This window comes from Rhizobium redzepovicii, assembly GCF_019793435.1.
Taxonomy (GTDB): Bacteria; Pseudomonadota; Alphaproteobacteria; order Rhizobiales; family Rhizobiaceae; genus Rhizobium; species Rhizobium redzepovicii.
The window spans coordinates 22,445-44,795 of record NZ_JAILYH010000019.1; the positions used below are offsets into that span (position 1 = coordinate 22,445).

Sequence of the window (22,351 nt, forward strand, 5' to 3'; positions counted from 1 at the left end):
TCCTGCGGAAGAAACACCGCTGACGGAAATGCCCTATCTGGAGTGAGAGGTCGAAATGGCAGTGACACTGGACCAGACGATTGCACAGAAGCAGCGCAGCCGGCTTGCGGAGTTTGTCGGCGGTCAGACATTCTGGGTGCTGATCGCCGTGCTTCTCGCCTGCCTCTTCCTGTCCTTCGCCACCGATTCCTTCGCGACGTCGAAGAACCTCTACAACATCACCCGCAACGTCACCTTCGTCGCCATCATCGCGCTCGGAATGACGCTCGTCATCATCACCGGCGGCATCGACCTGTCGGTAGGATCGGTGCTCTGCCTCTGCAGCATGGTGCTGGCGGTCACCATGAACGCCGGCTATTCCATCGAGGTCGGTATCACCGCCGCGATCGTCACGGCGCTGGTGATCGGCGGTTTCAACGGGGTGCTGATCGCCTATCTCAATTTCCCGCCCTTCGTGGTGACGCTCGGCATGCTGTCGATTGCGCGCAGCCTCGCGATGGTCGCCTCCAACAACACTGTCGTCTTCCAGTTCGGCCCCGACCACGACAAGCTGCTTGCGCTCGGCGGCGGCGCCTGGTTTTTCGGCATCGCCAATCCTGTTCTCTACATGGTCATCCTGGCGCTCATCACCGGCTTCGTGCTGCGCTGGACGCGCTTCGGCCGCTATGTCTTCGCAATCGGCGGCAATGAACATGCCGCCACGCTGACCGGCGTTCCCGTGCGCACCATCAAGGTTGCCGTCTACATGATCTCGGCGCTCTCGGCCGGCATTGCCGGCATCGTCCAGACCGGCTGGCTCGGCGCCGTCACCACCAATATCGGCGCCGGCATGGAACTCCAGGTCATCGCCGCCGCCGTCATCGGCGGCGCCAACCTCGCCGGCGGCGTCGGTACCGCCTTCGGCGCCCTGGTCGGCGCAGCGCTGATCGAAGTGATCCGCAACAGCCTCGGCCTGCTCGGCATCAACGCCTTCTGGCAGGGCACGTTCATCGGCGGGGCGATCGTGCTGGCGGTGCTGTTCGACCGGATCCGCAATTTGCGGCAGAGCGAGTAGGGGTGGGCTGGGCGGCCTGCAGCATATTCGGTCGCAGCGTTCGTTGAGCAAACTCCGGCCATGCCCTCAGGGGCGGCCATCCTCATAGCAATCCAACTCGGGGCATCCCCTGATGTTGGCGAAGCCGATCTCCCGCCGGTCGCCCGATTGATCCAGACCTCTGAGCACGATGACATTGTCATCCTGCTGTATGATCTCGCTGCGATAGATGCCGGCCCGAAGCGCCCGGTTTTTTGCCTGGCTTATATTGCATTGCCCGGGCGGCGGAGTGACGTGCCAGTATCTCGTGCCCTGGCCATCCGACTGCCATCCGCCAGAGGCGGCGAATCCCGGCACGCTGGACAGAAGTATGGCACACGATAATATCAAGCTGCCTGGGACCAGTTTCATGTAATCTCCGTCAGTCGTCGACGTTTCGGGGCTCGTCGCCGCTCTGCTTGCCCGGTTGCAACCGATAGCGGGTTTCCCCTAGCGTCACGAAAGTAAATCACGCGCGCTAACACAGTGCTAACGCGGTGGCACAGCAACAGCGGCGCTGGTGCATCAACCCGGCCTTGAAGATCAACCAGAGATAGATATGTTGCGCGGTATAGTCACAACAATTTAAGGCCATCGAATCTTGCGCAACGTCATTTCAGTCATCTCAATGCTTGGCTTATCCGTTCTGATCATTCCCACCGAACTCGCTCTGGCCACCGACAACGTTCAGTTGATCGCGCCCGGCGATCCGGCCATGGCCAGAGCCCATGAGAAGTCCAATAGCGAGTTGGGTGGCTTCCTCGAGAAACTGCGCAATCCACCGGCCGGAACCGAAAATTATAGCATCAAGCTCGGTTTCACGGACAAGGCCAATGGTGTGGCGCTGACCACTGACCAGATGGCACCGAATGTGGAATTCATGTGGGTCTATCAGATCAAGGTATCAGGTGACCATTTCACCGCTCTTCTCAGCGATACGCCGGAATACACCAACAACATCAAGCCTGATGATCGCGTCGAGTTCGCGAAGTCGGATATCTTCGACTGGATGTATACCGAGAATGGGAAAGTGAAGGGAAACTACACCGCTTGCCCGCTGCTGTTATCCGGCCCGAAAGAACAGTTGGAGCAATATCGCGAAATCTACGGCATCGTCTGCGACTGACGGCACGGTCGCTCCCATGCTCCCCATGATGATCGCGGTCAGCCCTCCGGTGCCGATGTAAACCGGCCGGCATCGAACGGGCCGCTGACGGCAACCGGGCCGCTGGCAGCGACCGGGATGACATCCTCGCCCGACGTCGCCACATTCACCTCATGATGAACCGCGCGCGGGGAGACACGAGGCGCGCTCAATCCCATCGCCGCGCCGGGAGAATGCAGCGCCCATTGCATCAGCGCCGCTTGGGATGTCGATCCGAGGAAATTTGCTTCTTCCCAGGAAGCGGTCATCGGCAGCGAGGCGATCATATCAGCGCTGTGCCTGGAGGCCTCCGGGGCAACAATGCGGGGATGGAAACGGGCGTGAACAGGCACTGCCGACGCCGGTCTCTCCGGAAGTGCGGCAATCGGGCCGATCGACGCAGTCTCCAGTTTGTCCACATCGGCGCCGTGCTCAAAGGCGGCCGGCCGCATCGCCGGTATCGGAATCGGCAAGGAGGAAAGATCCGGAACGGACCGTTTGCCATCCGGCTCGGCTGCGCCGGTCTGCAGCGCGAGCGCATTCAAGGCTCGGCTTTCCGGCGTTGGCAGAAGCGCCGTCACGAGCTTTCCGTCTGGGGAGTCGCCGCTCGACCTGGTCGACACCGCCACCTCTTCGTCTTCTCCCGCGGTGCCGGCAATCTGGATCGAGGCGGGGCCGCCGCGTTTTCTGTGGTTCGCAACCGCCTGATTATATCCCGGCAGCGGCCGGCCATCCGCCGGCAGATGCATCGTCTGCCCATTCGGGAATATGCGTGCGAGTTCCTGCCGCGACATGCGGGGCCAGGCCCTGACATTGCCGACGTCGAGATGCACGAAGGGCGATCCCGAGGTCGGATAATATCCGACACCGCCGACCTGCATCTGCATGGCAAGCGCCCGCAGCGTCGAAAGCTTCACGCCGGGAACATAAAAATCCATCGCCTTGCCCAGCATGTGCTGGCTCTTCTTGGCGACGCCGGTACTGCGCGAGCGGTTGCGGAGCATGTTGTTGGTCGCAGGCGAGCGATAGGCGGAGACGATATGGATGTAATCCTTGCCGCCGCTGCGCTTGTACACCTCCCAGACCAGGTCGAGCAGCCGGGGATCCATCCGGGTCGGCTCGTTCCTTCGCCAGTCGCGCAGAAACCGGTTGATCTGCGCAAGGCCCTTGGCATCGAACTTTCCGTCGCGCTTATAGGTAATCGTCGCCTTCTCGCCCGTATGGGTAAAGAACAGCTTCAGGGCGCGATCTTCAGCCGAGGCGAATGATGCGGAACCGACAAGTGCCGGCAGCGCAAACAGAGCCGGCAGAATGGTCTGCGCTGCGAAGCGCTCCGCACGCGACAGGAGCGTGGCGATACCGCCTGACAAACCTTGCAGTGAATACTTCAACACGAACAAACCCGTCTCACACCGAACACTCGATGGCGGGCGGGGACTCCGCAGCCATCAGGCTTAGTAAAGCCAGCTTATGGTCAATAAATTGCTAACGAGTGGGTGCGGAGGCGCGGCGAGTTGACGATGCGGGCTATCCGAGGCGCAATCGCGGCCTGCGCCCTTGGGGCGAGGAGGGGGCGCGCGCATTGTGGAGGGCAGTGCACTATTGGCGCTTGGGACCGACTTCGTTCTCCGCTGGACGCGGTTCGGCCGCCATATCTCGTCATCGGCGGCAGCCGGAGGTGCTATTTCTTCGACGTTAGATTGGCTCTCGCGTATTGCCCACGCAGTGGCTCCCGCACCGCCGATACGTTGAGATCCTTTCTTATGATTGCGCATAGTTCGATGGCCCGCACGTTTTCTGGATTAAGCAATGTGTGTATCTCGGCTCTGGTTACTCCCAGGTCTTCGGTAACCACCTCAAACATATCTCCGATCTCCATTCTCGGAATCGGCGCGCGAGACTTTCCGTCCTCATAAGCGACACGCTGAGCCTCCTGATACTGCCGATAGGCCTCATTGACGCTGGCAATCGACAGAGATTCGGATGAGATGTCATTGTGAACGAACTCAATGCATCCTCGCGGATAGTGATCGCCCAGAGCATCAATGACATCGCCTGCCTTCTTGAGTACCTCGATCGCAGGACCGTCGCTCGCAGCCAAGAATGCCGCCTGGCTGTATTTTCGCATCATGTCGTACGCGGCTTTTGACGCGACCTCCTCATGTCCTGCTTGGACCGTGGCGGATACCTCCTTCGCTTCATCGATATGATCTGCGAAAATCGCGTGCATCAAGGGGTTGGTGCGTGCAAGCTCATGCATTAACTCCTCGATTGATCCCGGCGCTGCATCTTGTGCAGTCGCTCCTGATGCGAGAAGCCCAATCCCCGCGCACAGCGATAAAAATTTTTTCATGCAAACCCGCCCCACTTCGCACGTTCCTTAGAAGACCTACCAGTCCGTTGCGACGCCGCCAACGTCAATGTGCGCCTGAGCTTTTTGCGCAGCTGCTGGGCTGTCGATCAGGAAACCGCGGCAGCAGCTACATGGGAAGCGCGCGCAACCTCGTGCCTTTGTTGATCGGCACCTCATGCATTGAGGGTGGCGCAAGCAAACGAGTGATCTGCAACATTTCAGGCCATCGCCAGACGAGTATCGAAGCGACCTGGTTGAGCGGCGTTTTCTGATAGGCGGGCGCCAATATGAAACCGTGCAGCCCGGCTGACCTCAACGCCGCCCGTTCGGCCGGGTTCTTGAGGACGCGCCCGTCGCCTGAAACGAACATCCATTCGTCGTTGGAACGGCGCAAGAAATCAATCCACTCCACATCTTTCGAATGGCGGCCATTCGGGAGGCCCGACACATCGCGGATGTGGATTGCGCTGTGGCCGTCGTGATGAATGAACCCGTGCAGGGTGCTGGCAAAAATCGGAGACGTGCAGTTGTCGAAGAAGACGTTCACGCCGCTAGCCGCTGCTCCATCATGGCTTCGAATTCCACCGCATGCCGAACGGAAGCTTCGCTCACGTCGTATGCCTTCGCTGCACCACGGATGCCACCCTCTTGCTCCGCAGCCGCTGCGAGAACAGCAGTCGGCACACTTGAGGCGGCGTCGATCGGCTGCCCGAATGAGCGCGCCGGGTCCACGATGACATTGAGCCGCCGTCCGCCCGGCCACCAGGTGAGCGGGTTTCCATCGGCACCGAAATCGACCGTTTTCAGGATCGGATCAAGAATGCCATTGAATACGAACTGGCGTCGAAAGAGGTTCAGCAAATGTTCCCGCTGTTCGCCGTCCTCATCCTTCTCGACGATCTGAAGGAAGATTTCACGGCCATCCGTGCGAAAGCGGTTTGTCGATAGCGGCCAAGCCTGTCCGATCACTTCTTTGGCCGTCTCGATCGCCGCCCGCACCTTGATTGCCGAGACGCCGGCTTCGATGAAAGCGCCGGCAACGCGAGCCTCCATAAGATCGCGAAACCCGAGGAAAATACGCTCGTCTCCGAGCGAGATTTCCGGTGTCCATAAGGGCGGATAGAACTTGTTTCCAATTCGGTGGCCGCGCAGCCATCGCGATAGCTTGCCGGGCGAGATACGCAAGAGCCTGCCCGCTTCCGCAGGGGTATAAAGGCCGACGCCGATTAAGTTATCCGTTTCCATGGCGCTATAGTCCATTCAGTTGATTCCGTGTCAACGCCTCCAGGGAACATGTTCGTTTATTTGGTTGTTGCGTTTCATCGTTGCCGGGTTTCGTCGCCGAAGCAAACGGCCTAACGGGAAGGGCAAACAATAGGGATAGAAGCCCAGTTTCTCGGTATATCCCTAACCCAGCTTCATTTCCCATCCGCACAAGATCAATCCCGGCTCCTGGCCTCCGCCTCCCGAAGGCGATCGAGCGCCTCCGAGGCCTTGGCATTTTTGGCGGCGAGGCCGGTCAACCGGTCCAATAGTGCGTCCGTGTCCAGGATGTCGGCGTAATGTTCGCGCTGGAAGATCCAGACGACCTTCGACCCGTCGCTGTCCGTTCGATAGGAGCGGGAGGGAAGCGAGTTCGCGAGATCGGCAACATGCTCTCCGTGCTCTATAACGGCGTCCGTCCATGCCCTTACCGTGGCGTTGTCCGTCATCCTCTTCCACGCCCAGATAAGCCTTCCTGGCTTCGGCATCGTCCAGATTAGATCACTGTCGCAGGCTGCGGCGACCTGGGCGCGAATGGCCAGAGCCGCCGCTTCGATGTTCTCTGCGGAAAACAGCCGTTCCGTTTCATGCGCCGGCTCGTTTCCGAACAGGCCGTGCCGTCGCCCGTCGGCTTCGACGACGGTCGTCCGAGTCTGAAGGCCGCTTTCGTACTCCACCAGTATTCCCAGAATCTCGGTGCGCACTTCCGCATCGAGTTTTTCGAGCCCAAGCGTGATGATATTGGAAAGGCGCTCGTCGTTGTGGGTGACCACCATGTCCCACACCTCGTCCTCGCGGCGAATAAGATGGTCCGCGTTGTCTAATAGAGCTCGAACGAACGCCGGTGTCAGCAGCGGCCGTGCGTATACCACTTCAATGAACTGGCCTAGCATGGTCGCAATGCGAGAAGGCGGGCCCGACGTGTCGGATTCCAACCGTCGGATAGCCGCGTCGAGCGTTTTGGACGGGTTCGGCGCTGTCAAAAGGCCGTCGATTTCGGACCGGGTCATCATCCGCGGATCACGACCGAAAACAAAGTAGTTGCGGTGATATTCCTTGGTGCTGATCCTGCGCTGCTCCTTTTGAAGCAGATACACGGTGCTGTCCCCGCTGAAGGTCTTCCACGCCTTGGACAATCTTGGAAAGAGGATCGTCATCGCTACTTTCGCCGCCTCCGGGTTTTCCGCCATCGCGGGCTCCAGCCGCTTGCCGAGGTCGTCGTCGTCCTCGTCGTTATAGTCCGCGTAGGTGATCGTCTCGATCTCGTTGCGGATGAGGTCGTAGACCTTGGGGTCGAAGAGCTGCAGGGTCGTGATCCCAATGAGATCTGTCAGGTCAACATCGCCTTGCACGTTCGGCCAGATAACTTGAATCGAGTTGACCAGCCGGGTGACGTCCCGAGGAGTCTCTAGATAAGGATCGATCACGCCCGTCATCATCCGACGCCAACGGTTCTCGTCCGCAGGACTTGCATCGCCGATGATGGCGTTGAGCCGTTCGTAGAGCAGCTGGTGTAGCTCCGACCGCCAGGGTGGGGGAAGCTTCAACGACACCTGGACAATTTTCTCAAGAAAATCGGGTTCGATCTTCTCAGCCGTCTGATGCAGCGCCTTATGAACAATGGCGTCATCGAACGACAGAACATAGAGCACGTTCGGCAGATCGCCGAGCGATTTCACAAGCGAAAACACTGCGCGCATCTCGCTCGGCATCAATCGGTCGAGGTCGTCGATGACCACGATCACTCGTTGTTCGGATGTCCTGAGCGCCCCGGCCAGCTTCTTCTTCGCCAGTTCAAGGGAAGCGTCCTTACTAAACGCCTTCTGACCTATTTCTCCGAGCGCCCGGCCGATCGCTCCAGCCGCCGCCGCGATACCCCAGAGAGACGCTCCTGCGGCGAGAGCACTGCCTGTCGCGACGGTTCCGCCGAACGACGGCAAGTAGCCCGCTATCCGGTTCATCTGTCGGCTCCACCAGCTCTCGGATTCGAGTTGGAGCTGGGAAGAAAGCTCGCTGAAAAACGCGCGCACGAGATTTTCCTGGCCGCTGAAGCTCCAAGGGTTGAATTTGACGATATGGGTCTGGCGTCGCTTCGCCAGCTTGATCCAGCGTGCCTGGAGATCGGCGTCGGAAAGCCCCTCCATCTCCTCCCGTCCTTCGCCGATGGCGGCCAGAACCCGCAGCATTACCGTTCGCATCGCGAGCGCGATGGCGCTGCTCTTGCCTGCTCCCCAAGGCCCTTCGACGGAAACGACCAGTCCATCCCGAGGGCTCATCTGCAGGAGTGACGTCGCGAGAGCGTCGGCGAACGAAGAGAGTCCGAACGCATCATCTTCGGGCCGGGATATCGGTCTGTCGCCAAAGAGCCGGCCGATCATCGTTCCGGCTGCCCAGCCGAGATGGACTTGCGAATATAGAACCCCAACCTGCACCCTCCGGACGGGAACTTCTCCCGTGTAAAAGGCTTACAGTTGTGCGTGGCTCAATACAACGCCGCCGTTTATGCGCAAGGCGTGTCATTGTATGGCTGCGCTAACAACGGCACCGCGTTTTAATATTGCAACTGTATGTTTGATATGTTGACCTGGAGCAGGAAAGCTGGCCTCCTTCCTATCCAAACATTACATACTTTTCTGCCTCACCGTTGGCACAGTTGATATGTACATCGTTTTTCGCAAGGCGGAAGGCTCTATTGTAGGATTCTCCATGTGCAAGAGCTCGATAAAACGCTCGAGTGAATGCGATGGCGGCATCGTCGGCAATTGAGTCGTTGCAACCTATTACCGCCTTCAAGTGGGGAGCCGCAAGGCGAGCGACGGCCTCAGAATAGCAAGCGTTCAACAGAAGGCATTCTATGCTTGTGTTTAGCTCAACCAAGCCTGCGATGGCCTCTGCTGAAACCTCGGCGGACTTGCCGGTGCTGTCTTCGAACAGGAGGAGTCCGTGGTCGCCGTGGCCACTGAAATGGAGGATTTGCGGCTTCACGTTCATGACCTCCATCTGTAGCTGGTTTGTCCTGACCGCCCAACGGTGCTCGACTTCCACGTTCCTTTTCGGCTCTTGGACAAGCCGTAGCTGTTCCCGCAAATCGCGAGCCTCCTCGTCAAGGCGTAGACCTTGCTGGTCTGTTGGTGCAGCAGCGAGCATAAGAGCTTTCATTGACTTCTTTTCCTTCTTGATGGAGACACCCCTGAACATCGTCTCCAAATCGTCACCGATCTGAAACAGATCGAGCGTCCCGTTGCCCGAACTGTTGCCTCTCAACATTCCGTAAAGATTGGTCTGTTCTGCGCCGAGTAGCAGCCGATCTTTTAAGTCGGGCTCCGCCTCCGCGATGGTCAAGGCCTTGTCCGAATATGGGGGGCAATCGTCGGAGAACCGGGCTAGGTGTTCGGCGAGCAGGCCTTTTACTTCGCGGTCGCCCTCGACGTCGAACCAGCCAATAGTCACCTCTTCCAGCCCGTCGTAGTACCTATTCAGCAGGCCCTTGGCGAGTCCCCGGCGAGCTTCCGGACTCGAGACGAAGGATCCGCGATAAATTACGTCGTGACATTCTTTACGATCTTCGATCTGTTCAGCGGCCAATTGAAGAAGCTTGGCTTGTACATTCGAGGGTTGGCGCTCAAGGTCGGAAAAGGGGATTCCGAGATCGCCGATACTCAATCGCCGGTTCTCGATCACGCACCACACGCTATACTGTCGGACAATGTCGTCGGAGTGCTGGCCGAGTTCCTTTACGATTTGCCCGTTTGCGTGGCGCGGATCGAACAGATTTTCCACGTCGCGATTGAGGCCGACCGTGATCAGGGCGAGCTTCAATACCTGAGGGTCGGCCGTGTTGATATTGATCTTCATCCTCGAAAGATCAAGCTTTTGTGGATCCGTGTTCTGCATAGCCGCGAGTACGCGGAGCATTGGATCGACCGTCTTCAACGCCTCTATATCTTCAAGTCTGCCGTTGTACATCTTCGAAAGTGCCGCGACTGCTGAGGCCACAATCTCGGGATTGCCTTCGTTGGCCTGCATCGCGAGTTCGACATAGCGGGTGCATCCCGCGCGAGTTCCAAACTGGGCGAGGGCGTTTAGGCACCATCGAACAACCTTTTCGTCTGCATGCGCAAGCACCATCCCATTGATAAGCTGCTCGAAGGCGTTTCGGCTATCGGCCTTGAGATGGAAGCCTTGTCGGTACAGACGAGAGATATCCTGTAGTGCCGTCTTCTTCCTCCGGGCATCTCCATTTTCAATCTCATACTTCAGGAATGCCGTGTGTCCGGCCGAGATCACTGGTGACACTAGGGATGGGCACCAACTTCTTTGATGGCGTCGAGCACGGCCAGCGTCCAAGGCTCGAAATCATCCATATTGTTAGGCTTGGCGCCAAGGTTCATCCAGCAGGGATCGTTGATGGAAAGACGGCGCGTGGTGGGTTCAAACCAGTCGGGGCAGTTCCAGTCCATCACCAGGATGAGAACGCTGTTGTCTGCGCCGCGCTCGGCTTTCATCGCCAGCAGCGGCTCGGGTCTCGCGATGCCTTCTCCGTGAACAGCGACTGCAGAAATGTCTAGGTCTGTCAGAATGGCTTCCAAGGCGTTTTCACTGGCGCCATAGTCCCCATCTGAGAACAACGTGTAGTCGAAAAAGCTGACGACCCCAGGGAAACCGATCGTGCGCTTGTTGGCGAAGGTGTTGTGGTCGTCACGATAGCGACCAAGTCGGTACGACAGAACATCGCGGCCCCGGCGGACGATAGAAAAAGTCCACACTAGAAGCTTTCCGCGTTGATCCTCCGGATAGGCATAGTGAAGGGCTTTTGCTGCCTCGGCCTTTCTCAAGAAATGCTTCCAGTCCGCGAAGAGTCGAGGTTCGCATGCCTCGACGAAATTCTCGTCTACAACCAACGCCGGTTCGGGTTGAAGATCTCTGGTGCGGCGGCGGGCAGCAAAGCGCTCCTTGTATTTATCAGGTATATCGGGATCTGCGATCAGTTCCGTCAGGAAAAAGACACCCGGCTCAGTTCGAAAAAACGCCGACGTGGAGCGATGGATGAGTATGTCTGTGCTCAGTCGGGCTTGAAGAGTCTTTTCCTGCGTCTTGCCGTACAAATGTTTAGGAACCAGACGCGCCTTGTACGCAGCCTCCAAGATGCCCTTCGCTGTCATAGGGCGACGGGAGACATTTAGAACTCTGTGAGCGATCTCGAGATAGCTGTCCATTCTCGCCGGAAAACCTCTGGTAGCATTTTCTTATACAATGGATGCAAGCACAACAAGATCCAGCGTCAAAGAGCACCCTCAATTATTCAACGCCCGCAGGCTGCTGAACCGAAGTTCTTCGCTCGCCAGACCTAACCGCGCTGCCCGATTTTCTCTCAATATAATCGTTGGAACGCACATTGTAAGGCCGTCCACTGGTGGACGACCTATTCGATTGGTTGAGGGGAAACGCACCCGACAGGATTCGAACCTGTGACCTTTGGAATCGGAATCCAACACTCTATCCAGCTGAGCTACGGGTGCATGCCTGAGGCGGTTTGAATCGCCTGTCCGATGGGTGGTTCTTAGCCTAGCTTGCGGCCGGCTTCAATCGCGAATTTCTCAGAAATACCGATGCTTGCGGTTTACGGGGTGTTTTTGTTCGTCAGCCTTGGGGTCGAACGAAAAACTCCGCCGGCCTTGCGGGCGGCGGAGCGGGTTGTCTGGGGCAGGGCGCTTTAGCGGCGCTCAGATCTGCATGGCGCCGGGGCCGGGGATGGCCTTGGGCGGCACCTTGCCGAGGATGATCATTCCAAGCACTTCGTCCTTGGTCACATCCTCGGTGCGGGCGTGGCCCACGAGCTGGCCGTTCTTCATCACCGAGACGCGGTCGGCGAGGTCAAAGACGTCGTGGATGTCGTGGCTGATGAGGAAGATGCCGATGCCTTCCTTCTTCAGCTGCTTGATCAGCTCGCCCACCTGCGCCGTCTCCTGGGGGCCGAGGGCGGCCGTCGGCTCGTCCATGATCAGGATGCGGGCGTTGAAGAGGATGGCGCGGGCGATTGCTACCGATTGCCGCTGGCCGCCGGAAAGCGCCTTCACCGGCTCCTTGAAGCGCTTGAAGTTGGGGTTGAGCCGCCCCATCACCTCGCGCGCCGAAGCCTCCATCGCCACGTCGTCGAGCGTGCCCCAGCGGGTTTTCAGCTCGCGGCCGAGATAGAGGTTGGCGGCGGCGTCGACATTGTCGGCAACGGCAAGCGTCTGGTAGATCGTCTCGATGCCGTATTTCTTGGCATCGCGCGGGTTGCGGATGTCGGCCGGCTCGCCGTTGATCAGGATGTCGCCGCTGTCGCGCTTATAGGCGCCGGAGAGGATCTTGATCAGCGTCGATTTGCCGGCGCCGTTGTGGCCGAGAAGAGCGACCACCTCGCCGGGATAGAGATCGACCGAGGCATTGTCCACGGCGTGGATGCCGCCGAAGGAGATCGAGATGTTTTTCAGTTCCACAAGGGGAGTGCGTTGATCAGCCATGTCTAGGGCTCCTCTCACTTGGCACGGGCGCGATAGACGGTGTCGAGCCAGACCGCCACGACGAGGACAGTGCCGACGACGACGCTCTGCAGCGGGGTGTCGACATGGGCGAGAACCATGCCCGATTGCAGCGATTGCATGACGAGCGCGCCGAGCATGGCGCCGGCAATCGTGCCGGTGCCGCCCGCCAACGACGTCCCGCCGATGACGGCGGCGGCGATGGTGTAGAGCTCGTCGAGCGTGCCCTGCGAGTTCGTCGCGGCGTTGAGGCGGGCGGTGGAAATCGCCGCCGCAATGGCCGCAAGAACGCCCATCAGCGCGAAGATGCGCACCGTCACCCAGCGGGTCTTGATGCCGGCGAGTTCGGCTGCCTCGGGGTTGCCGCCGATTGCGAAGACGTAGCGGCCGAAGCGCAGGCGGGTGGCGATGAAGGTCATGATGATGCCGACGACGATGGCGATCAGCACCGGCACGGCGATGCCGTAGGGAATGTCCAGGCCGGTTTCGGGCCAGGGGATGTTGTTGGTCTCGGCATATTTCTTGGCGATGTTGATCGGCCAGTAATAGCTGTTGGCGATCGAGACGGCGCCGAGGATCAGCACGCAGCTGAGGACGGCGAGGAAATATTCCGCCCAGATCGGCCGGCGCGGAAAGCCGAAGCGGCGGCGCTGCCGGCGCGAGCCGATAATGCTGGCGATGACGAAGAGGCAGGCGGCGATGCCGACGATCCAGCTCCAGGTGGCGCCGATCGAGCCCTCAGCGCCGCCGCCCATGATGCGGAAGGTCTGGTCCATGGGGGCGACCGTCTGGCCGCTGGTGACGAGCCAGGTCGCGCCGCGCCAGACCAGCAGGCCGCCGAGGGTGACGATGAAGGAGGGTACGTTCAGGAAGGCAATGATCATGCCCTGGAAGGCGCCGATCAGGAAGCCCGCCGCAATGCCGACCAGCAGCGTGATCGCCCAGGTGAAGGGGCTGTCGAAGCCGATATACTCAGGCAGGATTTTCGCCTGGGTCACGCCCATGATCATGCCGCAGAGGCCGAGCACGGATCCGACGGAAAGGTCGATGTTGCGGGTGACGATGATCAGCACCATGCCCGTCGTCATGATCGCGATATCGGTCGTCTGAACCGAGAGGTTCCAGAGATTGCGCGGGGTCAGAAACAGGCCGCCGGTGATGATGTGGAAACCGATCCAGATGATGATGAGCGCGCCGATCATGCCGAGCAGGCGTGTGTCGATCTCGGTCGCGCGGAAGAAGCGGGTCACCGGATTGGCTTCCGCCGTTCGCGGCCCGCTTGATGCTGTTGATTTTACCATTTCGGCCATGGGTTTGCCGTTCCCCCATTATGTTTGGACGGCTGCGCCGGCGTGCCCGAAACTGTGGGCGGCGTCATTCGTCTGTTCTTCAACTGACCATCACGATGCTTCCGGAAACCGTGGCGTGGCGTCGCGACACCCTTCCGGCAGGGAATGCAGGTCCGCGATGGTGCGGCGAGGCGGAGAAACTCATCCTTGGAGGTCTCATCCGCATCCGGCGCCGCAACGGTCTTTCCGCTGCGGCGCCGGCAATTACGTTCGAAGCTTGCTTACTTGCAGGCGGCGACCGTGCCGGCCTTGACGCCCTGGCAGGCTTCAGCCTTGGAGATCCAGCCGGCGTCGATGACGACGTTCAGGTTTTCCTTGGTGATTGCCAGCGGCTTCAGGAAAACCGACTGCATTTCCACGCCCTTCGGGCCGCCCTTGAAAGCCTGGGCACCGTCGACCTTGCTCATGTCCTTGCCGCCGGCAAGGTCGAGAGCGATTTCGGCAGCGCGCTTGCCGAGTTCGCGGCTGTCCTTCCAGACGGAAACCGTCTGGGTGCCGAGCGCGATGCGATTCAGCGCCGCCTTGTCGCCGTCCTGGCCGGAAACTGGAACGGAGCCGGCGAGGCCCTGGGCGTCGAGCGCTGCGATCGCGCCGCCGGCCGTGCCGTCATTGGAGGCGACGACGGCGTCAACCTTGTTGTTGTTGGCGGTCAGGAACTGCTCCATGTTGCGCTGGGCGTTCTCCGGCAGCCAGCCGTCGGTATAGGCCTCGCCGACATTCTTGATCTTGCCGGCGTCGATCGCAGCCTTCAGCACTTCCTGCTGGCCCGAGAACAGGAAGTCGGCATTCGGGTCGGAGGACGAGCCCTTGATGAAGACGTAATTGCCTTCCGGCTTGGCCTTGAAGACGCCCTCGGCCTGCAGCCGGCCGACTTCCTTGTTGTCGAAGGTGATGTAGAAGGCAGCCGGGTTTTCGATCAGGCGGTCGTAGCCGACGACCGGGATGCCTTCGGCGGCGGCCTTTTCGATTGCCGGGCCGATGGCGTCGGAATCCTGGGCGAGAATGATCAGCGCGTTGGCGCCCTGCGAGATCAGCGATTCGACGTCGGTCAGCTGCTTGGCGGCCGAAGACTGCGCGTCAGCGGAAATATACTTGGCGCCCTTGGCTTCGAGAGCTTTCTTGATCGCGGCTTCATCGGTCTTCCAGCGCTCTTCCTGGAAATTCGACCAGGAAACGCCGACGACGAGATCGGCAGCCATGGCAGCCGTATGCACGGAAACGAGAATGGCCGCGCCTGCCATCAATTTCAAAATAGACTTCATACTATCCTCCCGAGTGAGTTGCGACCGGCCCAGCCCATGCTTCCTCCGGCCACCGCGAAAAGCTGTCGAGGAAAATTCGGATTATTTTCTCGACAGTCGAGAAATTTGATGTCAGAGATTTTTTCGGCTGTCAACACTCGGCAGTCAGCTTATTTTCCCTTGCGGAACGGCGGTTGGCGATGCAGTGGAAGCGAGGGCGGAGAGAAGCATGATGCCGAAAAGTGTGAGCGGTTTTCGGGCGGCATCATGCTCTAACTATTGAATTTTGGCATAGGGGAGAGGGCGGCATTCATGCTGACCAAGTCGAGCACGGAGCTGGTCCGGCAGAGAAACAGCGTGCTCGTGCTGTCCGTGCTGCGCCGTCACGGCGCGCTCGCCCATACCGAAATATCCGATTTCACCGGCCTTTCCTCGGCCACCATCTCGGCGATCACCGCCGATCTGGAACGCGCCCATATCATCGAAAAATCGGAGCAGCAGGCCGCCAGCGGCCGCGGCCGGCCGCGCGTGCTGCTGCGCCAGCGCCGCGATTGCGGCTATCTCATTGTCGTCATCATCTCGTCCGATGCCGTGCAATATTCGCTCGTGGATTATGCCGGCAAGCTGATCGACCGCTTCAGCGAGGAGCGCTCGCATGATCCCTCAGGGGCTGCCCGCTTCGTTGAAGGAGTGCGCGCCGGGCTCGCCCGCATTCTCGAGCGCTCCCGGATTTCCCAGGAGAAAGTGCTGCTGATCTCGATCAGCAGCAAGGGCCTGGTCAACTCAACCGAGCCGGTGCTTCTATGGTCGCCGATCTTCGGCAGCGATCAGATCGATTTCGAATCGGTTCTGCGGCCGGACTGGCAGGCCAAGGTCATCCTCGACAACGAGACGCTGCTGGTCGCAGCCGCGCTCGGCGCCCGCGAGGAGGTCGTCAAGGGCGCCGATTTCCGCTCGCTCGCCGCCCTGTCGCTCGGCCACAGCATCGGCCTCGGCATTGTCAGGCGCGGCGGCCAGACCAGCCAGGAGATCTCGGCCCCGAATTTCGGTCACATGCTGCACATGGCGGGTGGCGGTCTCTGCCGCTGCGGCACCCGCGGCTGCATCGAAGCCTATGCCGGCTTCTACGCCATCCTGCGCAGCGCCTTCGAAGTGCCGCTCGATACCATCCCGGCCAAATTCGTCCCCGTCACGGAACTCGACAAAATCGCCGCCAAAGCCCGCCAGGGCCACCGCACCTCCACCATCGCCTTCCGCCAGGCGGGCCTGGCGCTTGGCAACGGCCTTTCCCGCATGCTCAGCCTCACCGAACGCATGCCCATCGCCATCACTGGCCCGGGCACCCGTTATTACGACCTGCTCCGCCAAGGCATCGAAGAAGGCCTCGGCCAGTCCCATATCGTCCGCATGGAAGGCATGCCGGAAATCCGCGTGGTGCCAGACGAACCGATCCTCGTCTTCGAAGGCCATCTTAACCGGGCACTCTCGGTGATCGACCAGGATATCGTGATCTCGGGAGGGCAGGGCGGGGATTGAAGCCCCCAGCCCCGGCCTACAGCAGCTTTCGGAAGAACACGACGCGTTGTGTCTCCTCAAATCCCAAAGCGGCATGGAGCGCATGGCTGGCCGAATTCTCAAGCGGCGCGTCAGAGCCAAACTCAACACACCCAAGCGACTTCCCCCAATCGGCAACGGCATTGCAAAGCAGTCCTGCGATACCCTTTCGCCTGTCAACGGGCCGGACATAAATCCCTTCGAGGAACAGAACGGGCGAGCTGCTGCATCCATTCACATAATCATGCCGCAACGTGGCCTCGGCAAACCCGACAGCTTCATTCGCAGCATTTCGAGCGATGAACGCCACTGCTTCTGCATTTTCTGAAAGAAACGCCCGGCTCAACTCACCTCGATGATCTTCAAGCGAGTGATGCGGCCATAGCGCGACGCGAAGCTGCGCCCATGGCTCGACATCTTTTATCGTCCCGACCTCAATCGTCGTTCCCATATCGCGATTCCCTCCTGTCGAAAAAATCCCAATTAAAGTGGTAAGTGCGCAGCTTCACGAAGATATTTCCAGGAAGATAAAGCGCCCAAACACCCATGCCACAAGCTGGTTCGGCACCGTTATAGCGCCACCCACCGTCAGTTAAGCCGGATCCACCACTGACAATGAGCAGGTCGCATCTCCTCATGCATCCTCATTCCTGTGCCCGTCACAGGAATCCAGTGCGCCAAGTCTTTGGGCGCGGGAGACACTTTCTCGTCGAATGAGAGTCATTCACCGCGCCGACGCGCGGTGGCTGGATTCCTGTGACGAGCACAGGAATGACGGCGGGAGAGGTCGCGTCCGCGGTGCTATGTGGCTGCCCAAGACCCCGCCCAATCCCTCCTCACAAGGGGGAGGGGCTTAACCCGTCGCGCCCGACGGCGCCCGAATTCGAAGTCTTGCTTGCTGTCGCGGCACTACAAATTGTTTCGGTGAAGGTCATCGCAAGCGGTGCGGCATCTTAGTCCCTCCCCCTTGTGAGGAGGGGTCCTTCAAACGCTCTGAACCTTTGGCCGGCTCGATCGGCTGCGGCCATGGATTCCAGGCTCAAGGCCTGGAATGACAGAGGCTGGAGATACGCTGCCGCCAAACAGGCCCTCGACATTTCGGATGGCGCGGGTTCCTTTCCCATGCCTGTTATAGCGCCCGCCCGGTGACGCCTCATCCGCTTCGCTGAGTGCGCGCTTGGCGCAAACGCACCTACGACTGCCGGCGGATGTGGCGTGGGTGCTCGGCTGCGCATGACGGAGGATGAGGAACTTCCGGAGCAAAACAGTGGGGAATAGGGCTATGCACAAACGCAAAACGGCCGGGCAAAACACCCGGCCATCTCAAATCTATCCGTTCAAAAGCCAGCTGTCAGCCGATCTTGACGAGTTTGCCTTCCTTGACCGACTGCACCGCCGCATCGGCAAGCACCAGAGCCGCCAGGCCATCGGCGCCGGAAGGCGAAATCTTCGTGCCCTTTTCAATCGCGGCGATGAAGGCGGCGATTTCGTTGGCGTAGGCTTCGGTGTAGCGGGTCATGAAGAAATCATGCAGTGGCGGGCGGGTGTAGCCATCGCCGTTTGCCACTTCGATCGAGACCGGGCGCTGGTTTTCGGCCGCGGCCATGCCCTTGGCGCCGTGCACTTCGATGCGCTGGTCGTAGCCATAGGTGGCGCGGCGGGAGTTGGAGATGACGGCCTGCTTGCCGGATTTGGTCTGCAGGATCACCGAGACGCTGTCATAATCGCCGGCTTCGCCGATCGCCTTGTCGACGAGGACGGCGGCGGTTGCCAGCACCGAGACCGGCTCTTCGCCGAGCAGGAAGCGGGCCATGTCGAAATCGTGGATCGTCATGTCGCGGAAGATGCCGCCCGAGCGCTTGATGTAATCAACCGGCGGGGCGCCGGGATCGCGCGAGGTGATCGTCACCATTTCGACATCGCCGATCTTGCCGTCGTCGATCACCTTGCGCACCGCCATGAAATGCGGGTCGAAGCGACGGTTGAAGCCGACCATCAGCTTGGCGCCGGTCTCTTCCACCACCTTGATGCAGGCCTTGACGCGGGCGACGTCGAGATCAACAGGCTTTTCGCAGAAGATCGCCTTACCGGCGCGGGCGAAGCGCTCGATCAGGTCGGCATGGGTATCGGTCGGCGTGCAGATGACGACGGCGTCGATATCCTTGGACGCCTCGATCGCCTCGATGGTGCGCACTTCGCAGCCATAGGCGGAGGCGATGGCGTCGGCCGCCTGCGGAAAGGCGTCGGCCACCGCGACCAGCGTCGCATTGGCGTCGCCGCTGACGGCTTTCGCATGAACCTTGCCGATGCGGCCGGCGCCGAGAAGACCAAATCTCACTGTCATAGCAACCTCCCTTGAATTCGGAACAAATAAACCGAATTGCCAAAAATCTGGAATTTTCATTCCATCTTCTCTGCGTCGCGTCAAGCCCGCCGCTCTTTCACATTTGCAAGATTCAAACTAAAGACAAGCGCGACAAATGCCATGGCCGGTGTGACACATGCCATGGGCACGGTGACATATGCGACCGCGGGGCACAGATGCAACTGATTGATCCGAACCATCCGGCATACCGGCGCCTTTGGGTGCGTGTCGCCATCGTTGCCGTCTGCTTCGGCTGGGCGGCGTTCGAGATTGTCGGCGGCGATCCCTTCTGGGCGGTGCTTTCGGCCGCGGCGGGCGCCTATTCCTTCTATATGCTGTTCTGGACCTTCAATCCGCAGCCTGAAGTCACCCAGGCGATGGCCGAGCCTGACATCAATGACGAGGGAGAGGAAGAGCTTGCGGAGATATCCGCGGAAAAGCCCACCAGGGACGGGCAGGCAGACTGAAACCAGTCAGCGGCCCAATCGCCGCAGCGCCTCGTCGATCAGCAGATTGGCCAGCATCATCCGTTTCGTCGCATTCTCGCGGAAGGGGAGCGCGACACCGTCGGGATGATTGGCGCGGGCGAAGGCGCGGCGCTTCTCGCTGAGCGTCAGCGGCGTGTCGGCGGCCGAGATCGCCAGTTCGGCGGCAACCTCTTGCGGCGCCGTGCGGGTGAGATGGTCGGGCATTGCGGGCTCTGGTTCCGGCAAAGCCGCCGGTTTCTCGGTAAACCTGGCGGCGGCGTCGAGATCCAGATTGTCGAAATAGGCTTCGCCGATCCGCTGCGAGGCGACCGAGACGCCCTCCATGACATCGAAAGCCAAGCCGGTGCCGAGGCCTGCCACACGGTGGGAGGAGGGCGCTTTGGCCTCTTCAGCCGTCTCGTCCTCGGCCTTCAGCCGTTCGAGCACTGATTGAAATACCGACTGTCCGAACAGCATCCCGAATCCTCAAGAGTGTTCCGGTTCTTCGAAACACCCGACGTGCTCTAATTTTTTACGCAATTCCCGGACGCAAAAACCGCTGGCGCCTTTTGCTGGAATTGCTCCGGCGCGCATTTAAGATGGGCAAGATGGCGCCGGGCTTGCGGGCCGCGTCAGCCTGACTGCTTCAGGCTTTCCTCCAGAATGATGTCGTAGAGTAGCCTGGCGCTCGGCGGCAGCGCCCGTTCCCTGGCGGTGATCAGGCTGTAAGGCTTGACGTTGATGTCGAAATCGATCGGCAGCGTGCGCACGTCGGAAGCCCTGGCGCTTTGGCTGGAGAGGAACTGGGCGACGTCGGTGGCGACAGGAGCGATCGCATCGGTTTCGCAGACGATGGCGCAGGTTAAAAGCAGCGACGAGGTGTTGACGATATTTTCCGGCAGCGCCACGCCGCGCGACAGGAAAATATCCTCGATCGTCCGGCGCAGCAGCGTGCCCGGCGGCTGGAACACCCAGTCGTAATCCCTGATGTCGGAAAGGCTGCTGGTCTTTTTCTTTTTCAGCAGCGGATGGCGGCTGCGCACGATCAGGCAGGCGCGCTCGATGCCGATCTCAGTCACCTCGAACAGGCGCGGGTTGAGATCGTCGGGAATGCGGCTGATGATGAAGTCGTGGTGGGCGGCGAGCAGTTCGCGGGCGAGCACGTTGCTGGTCTCCACCTGGATGTTGATCTCGATGCCGGGATAGGCCTTGCGCACCCTGTTGATCGCCGGCACGACGAGGCTCATGGCCGGCGCCGTCACCGCGCCGATGAAGACCGAGCCGCCCTTGCCGCTCTTCAGTTCGCCGATCTCGCGGCTCGCCTCGCGCAGCTCCAGGAGGATCTTCCGCGCCCGTCTGGCAAGTGCTGCGCCGAAGGTCGTCAGCACCACGCCGCGAGCGACGCGTTCATAGAGCTGGGTCTTGGTAATTGATTCCATTTCGGACAGCATGCGCGATGCCGCGGGCTGTGAAATGTTCAGGACTTCCGCAGCTGCGGAAATCTGTCCGCTATCTTCGATTGCGACGATCATCCGCAGGTGATTCAGCTTAAGTCCTGCACGTAAAAGGCTGTCATTGCCGAAACTATCGCTGTGGATATCGACATGGTCCATCGAAATGGGCTCTGAAACAATCGTCATGGTTGCAGCCTCCTCGCTGCGCTCCATCAAAAGTAATACTTTTTAACGATATACCAAAATTGTTATGCACTTTACCAGTTATTCTATTTGACAGTTATAGGAATCCATACCAGTTTGCCGCCGTGTGCTGGTTGGCACTCAACACGTGTGAGATCGTGGAGGAGACCTACTTCGTTTCTCACCATCTGAAGTAACTATCCAATACGGAACCTGCCACAGTTTCGGGGCGGGCGATTTTTCGTCCGCTGCTCTATTAACAAGGGAGAGAGAAATGAAGTCCATTATCTCATTGATGGCTGCGGCTGCCTTCGGCGTCGCTTCGTTCGTTGCACCGGCAATGGCCGCCGACAAGGGCACCGTCGGCATTGCCATGCCGACCAAGGCTTCGGCCCGCTGGATCGACGACGGCAACAACATCGTCAAGCAGCTCGAAGCTGCCGGTTATGCCACGGACCTGCAGTATGGCGACGACGATATTCCGAACCAGCTTTCGCAGATCGAAAACATGGTCACCAAGGGCGCCAAGGTTCTGGTTATCGCTTCGATCGACGGTACGACGCTTTCCGACGTTCTTCAGAAGGCTCATGACGCCGGCATCAAGGTCATCGCTTATGACCGTCTGATCCGCGATTCGGGCAATGTCGATTACTACGCGACCTTCGACAACTTCCAGGTCGGCGTTCTGCAGGCAAACTCCATCGTTGACGGCCTCGGCCTCAAGGATGGCAAGGGCCCGTTCAACATCGAACTCTTCGGCGGTTCGCCGGACGACAACAACGCCTTCTTCTTCTATGATGGCGCCATGTCCGTCCTGCAGCCCTACATCGACTCCGGCAAGCTCGTCGTGAAGTCCGGCCAGACCGGCATGGACAAGGTCGGCACCCTGCGTTGGGATCCGGCAACGGCCCAGGCCCGCATGGACAACCTGCTCTCGGCTAACTACACCGACGCCAAGGTCGACGCCGTTCTGTCGCCTTACGACGGTCTGTCGATCGGTATCATCTCCTCGCTGAAGGGCGTTGGTTACGGTACGGCTGCTCAGCCGCTGCCGATCGTCACCGGCCAGGACGCTGAAATCCCGTCGGTCAAGTCGATCATCGCTGGCGAACAGCACTCGACGATCTTCAAGGACACCCGCGAACTCGCCAAGGTCACCGTTGCCATGGTCGATGCCGTCATGTCCGGCAAGGAGCCTGAGGTCAACGACACCAAGACCTACGACAACGGCGTCAAGGTCGTTCCGTCCTACCTGCTGAAGCCGGTTGCCGTCGACAAGACCAACTACAAGCAGATCCTCGTCGACAGCGGTTACTACTCTGAAGACAAGCTGAAGTAAGACGTTAAGCAGGAGGCCGGAACCCGCGCTTGCGGGTTCCGGT

21 protein-coding genes and 1 tRNA gene are annotated in these 22,351 nt (G+C 59.8%); 6 read left to right on the forward strand and 16 right to left on the reverse strand.

The window, feature by feature from the left end:
- Window positions 1-55: 55 nt before the first annotated feature.
- Entirely contained in the window at window positions 56-1,054 is a 999-nt protein-coding gene (locus K6N12_RS26490) for an ABC transporter permease (RefSeq protein WP_097626447.1), read from the forward strand.
- 66 nt (window positions 1,055-1,120) lie between these two features.
- Here the strand turns inward: K6N12_RS26490 and K6N12_RS26495 are convergent, their stop codons facing one another.
- A complete protein-coding gene (locus K6N12_RS26495; RefSeq protein WP_097626449.1) occupies window positions 1,121-1,444 on the reverse strand; it encodes a hypothetical protein in 324 nt (107 codons plus the stop codon).
- Between the two features lie 229 nt (window positions 1,445-1,673).
- On the opposite strand from K6N12_RS26495, the gene K6N12_RS26500 reads away from it, so the two are divergent.
- Window positions 1,674-2,198: a YegJ family protein gene (locus K6N12_RS26500; protein WP_239620131.1), complete on the forward strand. Its 525-nt coding sequence runs from the start codon at window positions 1,674-1,676 to the stop codon at window positions 2,196-2,198.
- A gap of 38 nt (window positions 2,199-2,236) precedes the next feature.
- Here K6N12_RS26500 and K6N12_RS26505 read toward each other — a convergent pair whose 3' ends face one another.
- From K6N12_RS26505 to xylF, 11 genes are all read right to left on the reverse strand, one after another.
- Window positions 2,237-3,616 carry a peptidoglycan L,D-endopeptidase MepK gene (locus K6N12_RS26505; RefSeq protein WP_097626453.1) on the reverse strand — a complete coding sequence of 460 codons (1,380 nt, stop codon included), beginning with the start codon at window positions 3,614-3,616 and terminating at the stop codon, window positions 2,237-2,239.
- 281 nt (window positions 3,617-3,897) lie between these two features.
- The gene (locus tag K6N12_RS26510) at window positions 3,898-4,569 is read right to left on the reverse strand and encodes a hypothetical protein (protein WP_222149017.1); all 672 of its coding nucleotides are present in this window, start codon (window positions 4,567-4,569) and stop codon (window positions 3,898-3,900) included.
- 127 nt (window positions 4,570-4,696) lie between these two features.
- Entirely contained in the window at window positions 4,697-5,116 is a 420-nt protein-coding gene (locus K6N12_RS26515) for a PIN-like domain-containing protein (RefSeq protein ID WP_097626457.1), read from the reverse strand.
- Window positions 5,113-5,829, reverse strand: a complete 717-nt coding sequence (locus K6N12_RS26520; protein ID WP_239620134.1) for a hypothetical protein — start codon at window positions 5,827-5,829, stop codon at window positions 5,113-5,115. Before K6N12_RS26520 ends, K6N12_RS26515 begins: the two co-directional genes overlap by 4 nt.
- Before the next feature lie 179 nt (window positions 5,830-6,008).
- On the reverse strand, window positions 6,009-8,210 hold the full coding sequence (locus K6N12_RS26525) for a KAP family P-loop NTPase fold protein (protein WP_131711393.1): 2,202 nt from the start codon (window positions 8,208-8,210) through the stop codon (window positions 6,009-6,011).
- A 232-nt stretch (window positions 8,211-8,442) separates the two neighbouring features.
- Window positions 8,443-10,128, reverse strand: coding sequence for a CHAT domain-containing protein (locus tag K6N12_RS34840; protein WP_131711392.1), 1,686 nt, complete (start codon window positions 10,126-10,128; stop codon window positions 8,443-8,445).
- Window positions 10,128-11,048 carry a winged helix-turn-helix domain-containing protein gene (locus K6N12_RS26535; protein ID WP_097626463.1) on the reverse strand — a complete coding sequence of 307 codons (921 nt, stop codon included), beginning with the start codon at window positions 11,046-11,048 and terminating at the stop codon, window positions 10,128-10,130. Before K6N12_RS26535 ends, K6N12_RS34840 begins: the two co-directional genes overlap by 1 nt.
- Before the next feature lie 229 nt (window positions 11,049-11,277).
- Window positions 11,278-11,351 (reverse strand) — tRNA-Arg (locus tag K6N12_RS26540).
- A 204-nt stretch (window positions 11,352-11,555) separates the two neighbouring features.
- Window positions 11,556-12,338: an ATP-binding cassette domain-containing protein gene (locus K6N12_RS26545; protein ID WP_007630865.1), complete on the reverse strand. Its 783-nt coding sequence runs from the start codon at window positions 12,336-12,338 to the stop codon at window positions 11,556-11,558.
- Window positions 12,339-12,352: 14 nt separating this feature from the next.
- A complete protein-coding gene (locus tag K6N12_RS26550) occupies window positions 12,353-13,666 on the reverse strand; it encodes a sugar ABC transporter permease (protein ID WP_097626466.1) in 1,314 nt (437 codons plus the stop codon).
- Between the two features lie 260 nt (window positions 13,667-13,926).
- On the reverse strand, window positions 13,927-14,967 hold the full coding sequence (xylF, locus tag K6N12_RS26555) for a D-xylose ABC transporter substrate-binding protein (RefSeq protein WP_097626468.1): 1,041 nt from the start codon (window positions 14,965-14,967) through the stop codon (window positions 13,927-13,929).
- A gap of 291 nt (window positions 14,968-15,258) precedes the next feature.
- Here xylF and K6N12_RS26560 point away from each other — a divergent pair, with 291 nt between their 5' ends.
- Window positions 15,259-16,482 (forward strand): ROK family transcriptional regulator, encoded by a 1,224-nt coding sequence (locus tag K6N12_RS26560; protein ID WP_097626470.1) that lies wholly within the window; start codon window positions 15,259-15,261, stop codon window positions 16,480-16,482.
- Window positions 16,483-16,498: 16 nt separating this feature from the next.
- On the opposite strand, the gene aac(6') is transcribed toward K6N12_RS26560, so the two are convergent.
- A complete protein-coding gene (gene aac(6'), locus K6N12_RS26565; protein ID WP_097626473.1) occupies window positions 16,499-16,951 on the reverse strand; it encodes an aminoglycoside 6'-N-acetyltransferase in 453 nt (150 codons plus the stop codon).
- 900 nt (window positions 16,952-17,851) lie between these two features.
- Window positions 17,852-18,844, reverse strand: coding sequence for an inositol 2-dehydrogenase (gene iolG, locus K6N12_RS26570; RefSeq protein WP_097626475.1), 993 nt, complete (start codon window positions 18,842-18,844; stop codon window positions 17,852-17,854).
- A gap of 141 nt (window positions 18,845-18,985) precedes the next feature.
- On the opposite strand from iolG, the gene K6N12_RS35035 reads away from it, so the two are divergent.
- Window positions 18,986-19,051, forward strand: a complete 66-nt coding sequence (locus K6N12_RS35035; protein WP_375166088.1) for a hypothetical protein — start codon at window positions 18,986-18,988, stop codon at window positions 19,049-19,051.
- Window positions 19,042-19,332 carry a hypothetical protein gene (locus K6N12_RS26580; protein ID WP_097626477.1) on the forward strand — a complete coding sequence of 97 codons (291 nt, stop codon included), beginning with the start codon at window positions 19,042-19,044 and terminating at the stop codon, window positions 19,330-19,332. Before K6N12_RS35035 ends, K6N12_RS26580 begins: the two co-directional genes overlap by 10 nt.
- Window positions 19,333-19,338: 6 nt before the next feature.
- Here the strand turns inward: K6N12_RS26580 and K6N12_RS26585 are convergent, their stop codons facing one another.
- Together K6N12_RS26585 and K6N12_RS26590 are read right to left on the reverse strand one after the other, a co-directional pair.
- Window positions 19,339-19,809 carry a hypothetical protein gene (locus K6N12_RS26585; protein ID WP_097626479.1) on the reverse strand — a complete coding sequence of 157 codons (471 nt, stop codon included), beginning with the start codon at window positions 19,807-19,809 and terminating at the stop codon, window positions 19,339-19,341.
- Between the two features lie 155 nt (window positions 19,810-19,964).
- Window positions 19,965-20,972, reverse strand: a complete 1,008-nt coding sequence (locus K6N12_RS26590) for a LysR family transcriptional regulator (RefSeq protein WP_131711390.1) — start codon at window positions 20,970-20,972, stop codon at window positions 19,965-19,967.
- Between the two features lie 271 nt (window positions 20,973-21,243).
- Here K6N12_RS26590 and chvE point away from each other — a divergent pair, with 271 nt between their 5' ends.
- Complete coding sequence (gene chvE / locus K6N12_RS26595; RefSeq protein ID WP_003565744.1) at window positions 21,244-22,308, forward strand: multiple monosaccharide ABC transporter substrate-binding protein; 1,065 nt, start codon at window positions 21,244-21,246, stop codon at window positions 22,306-22,308.
- The last annotated feature ends 43 nt before the right edge of the window (window positions 22,309-22,351 follow it).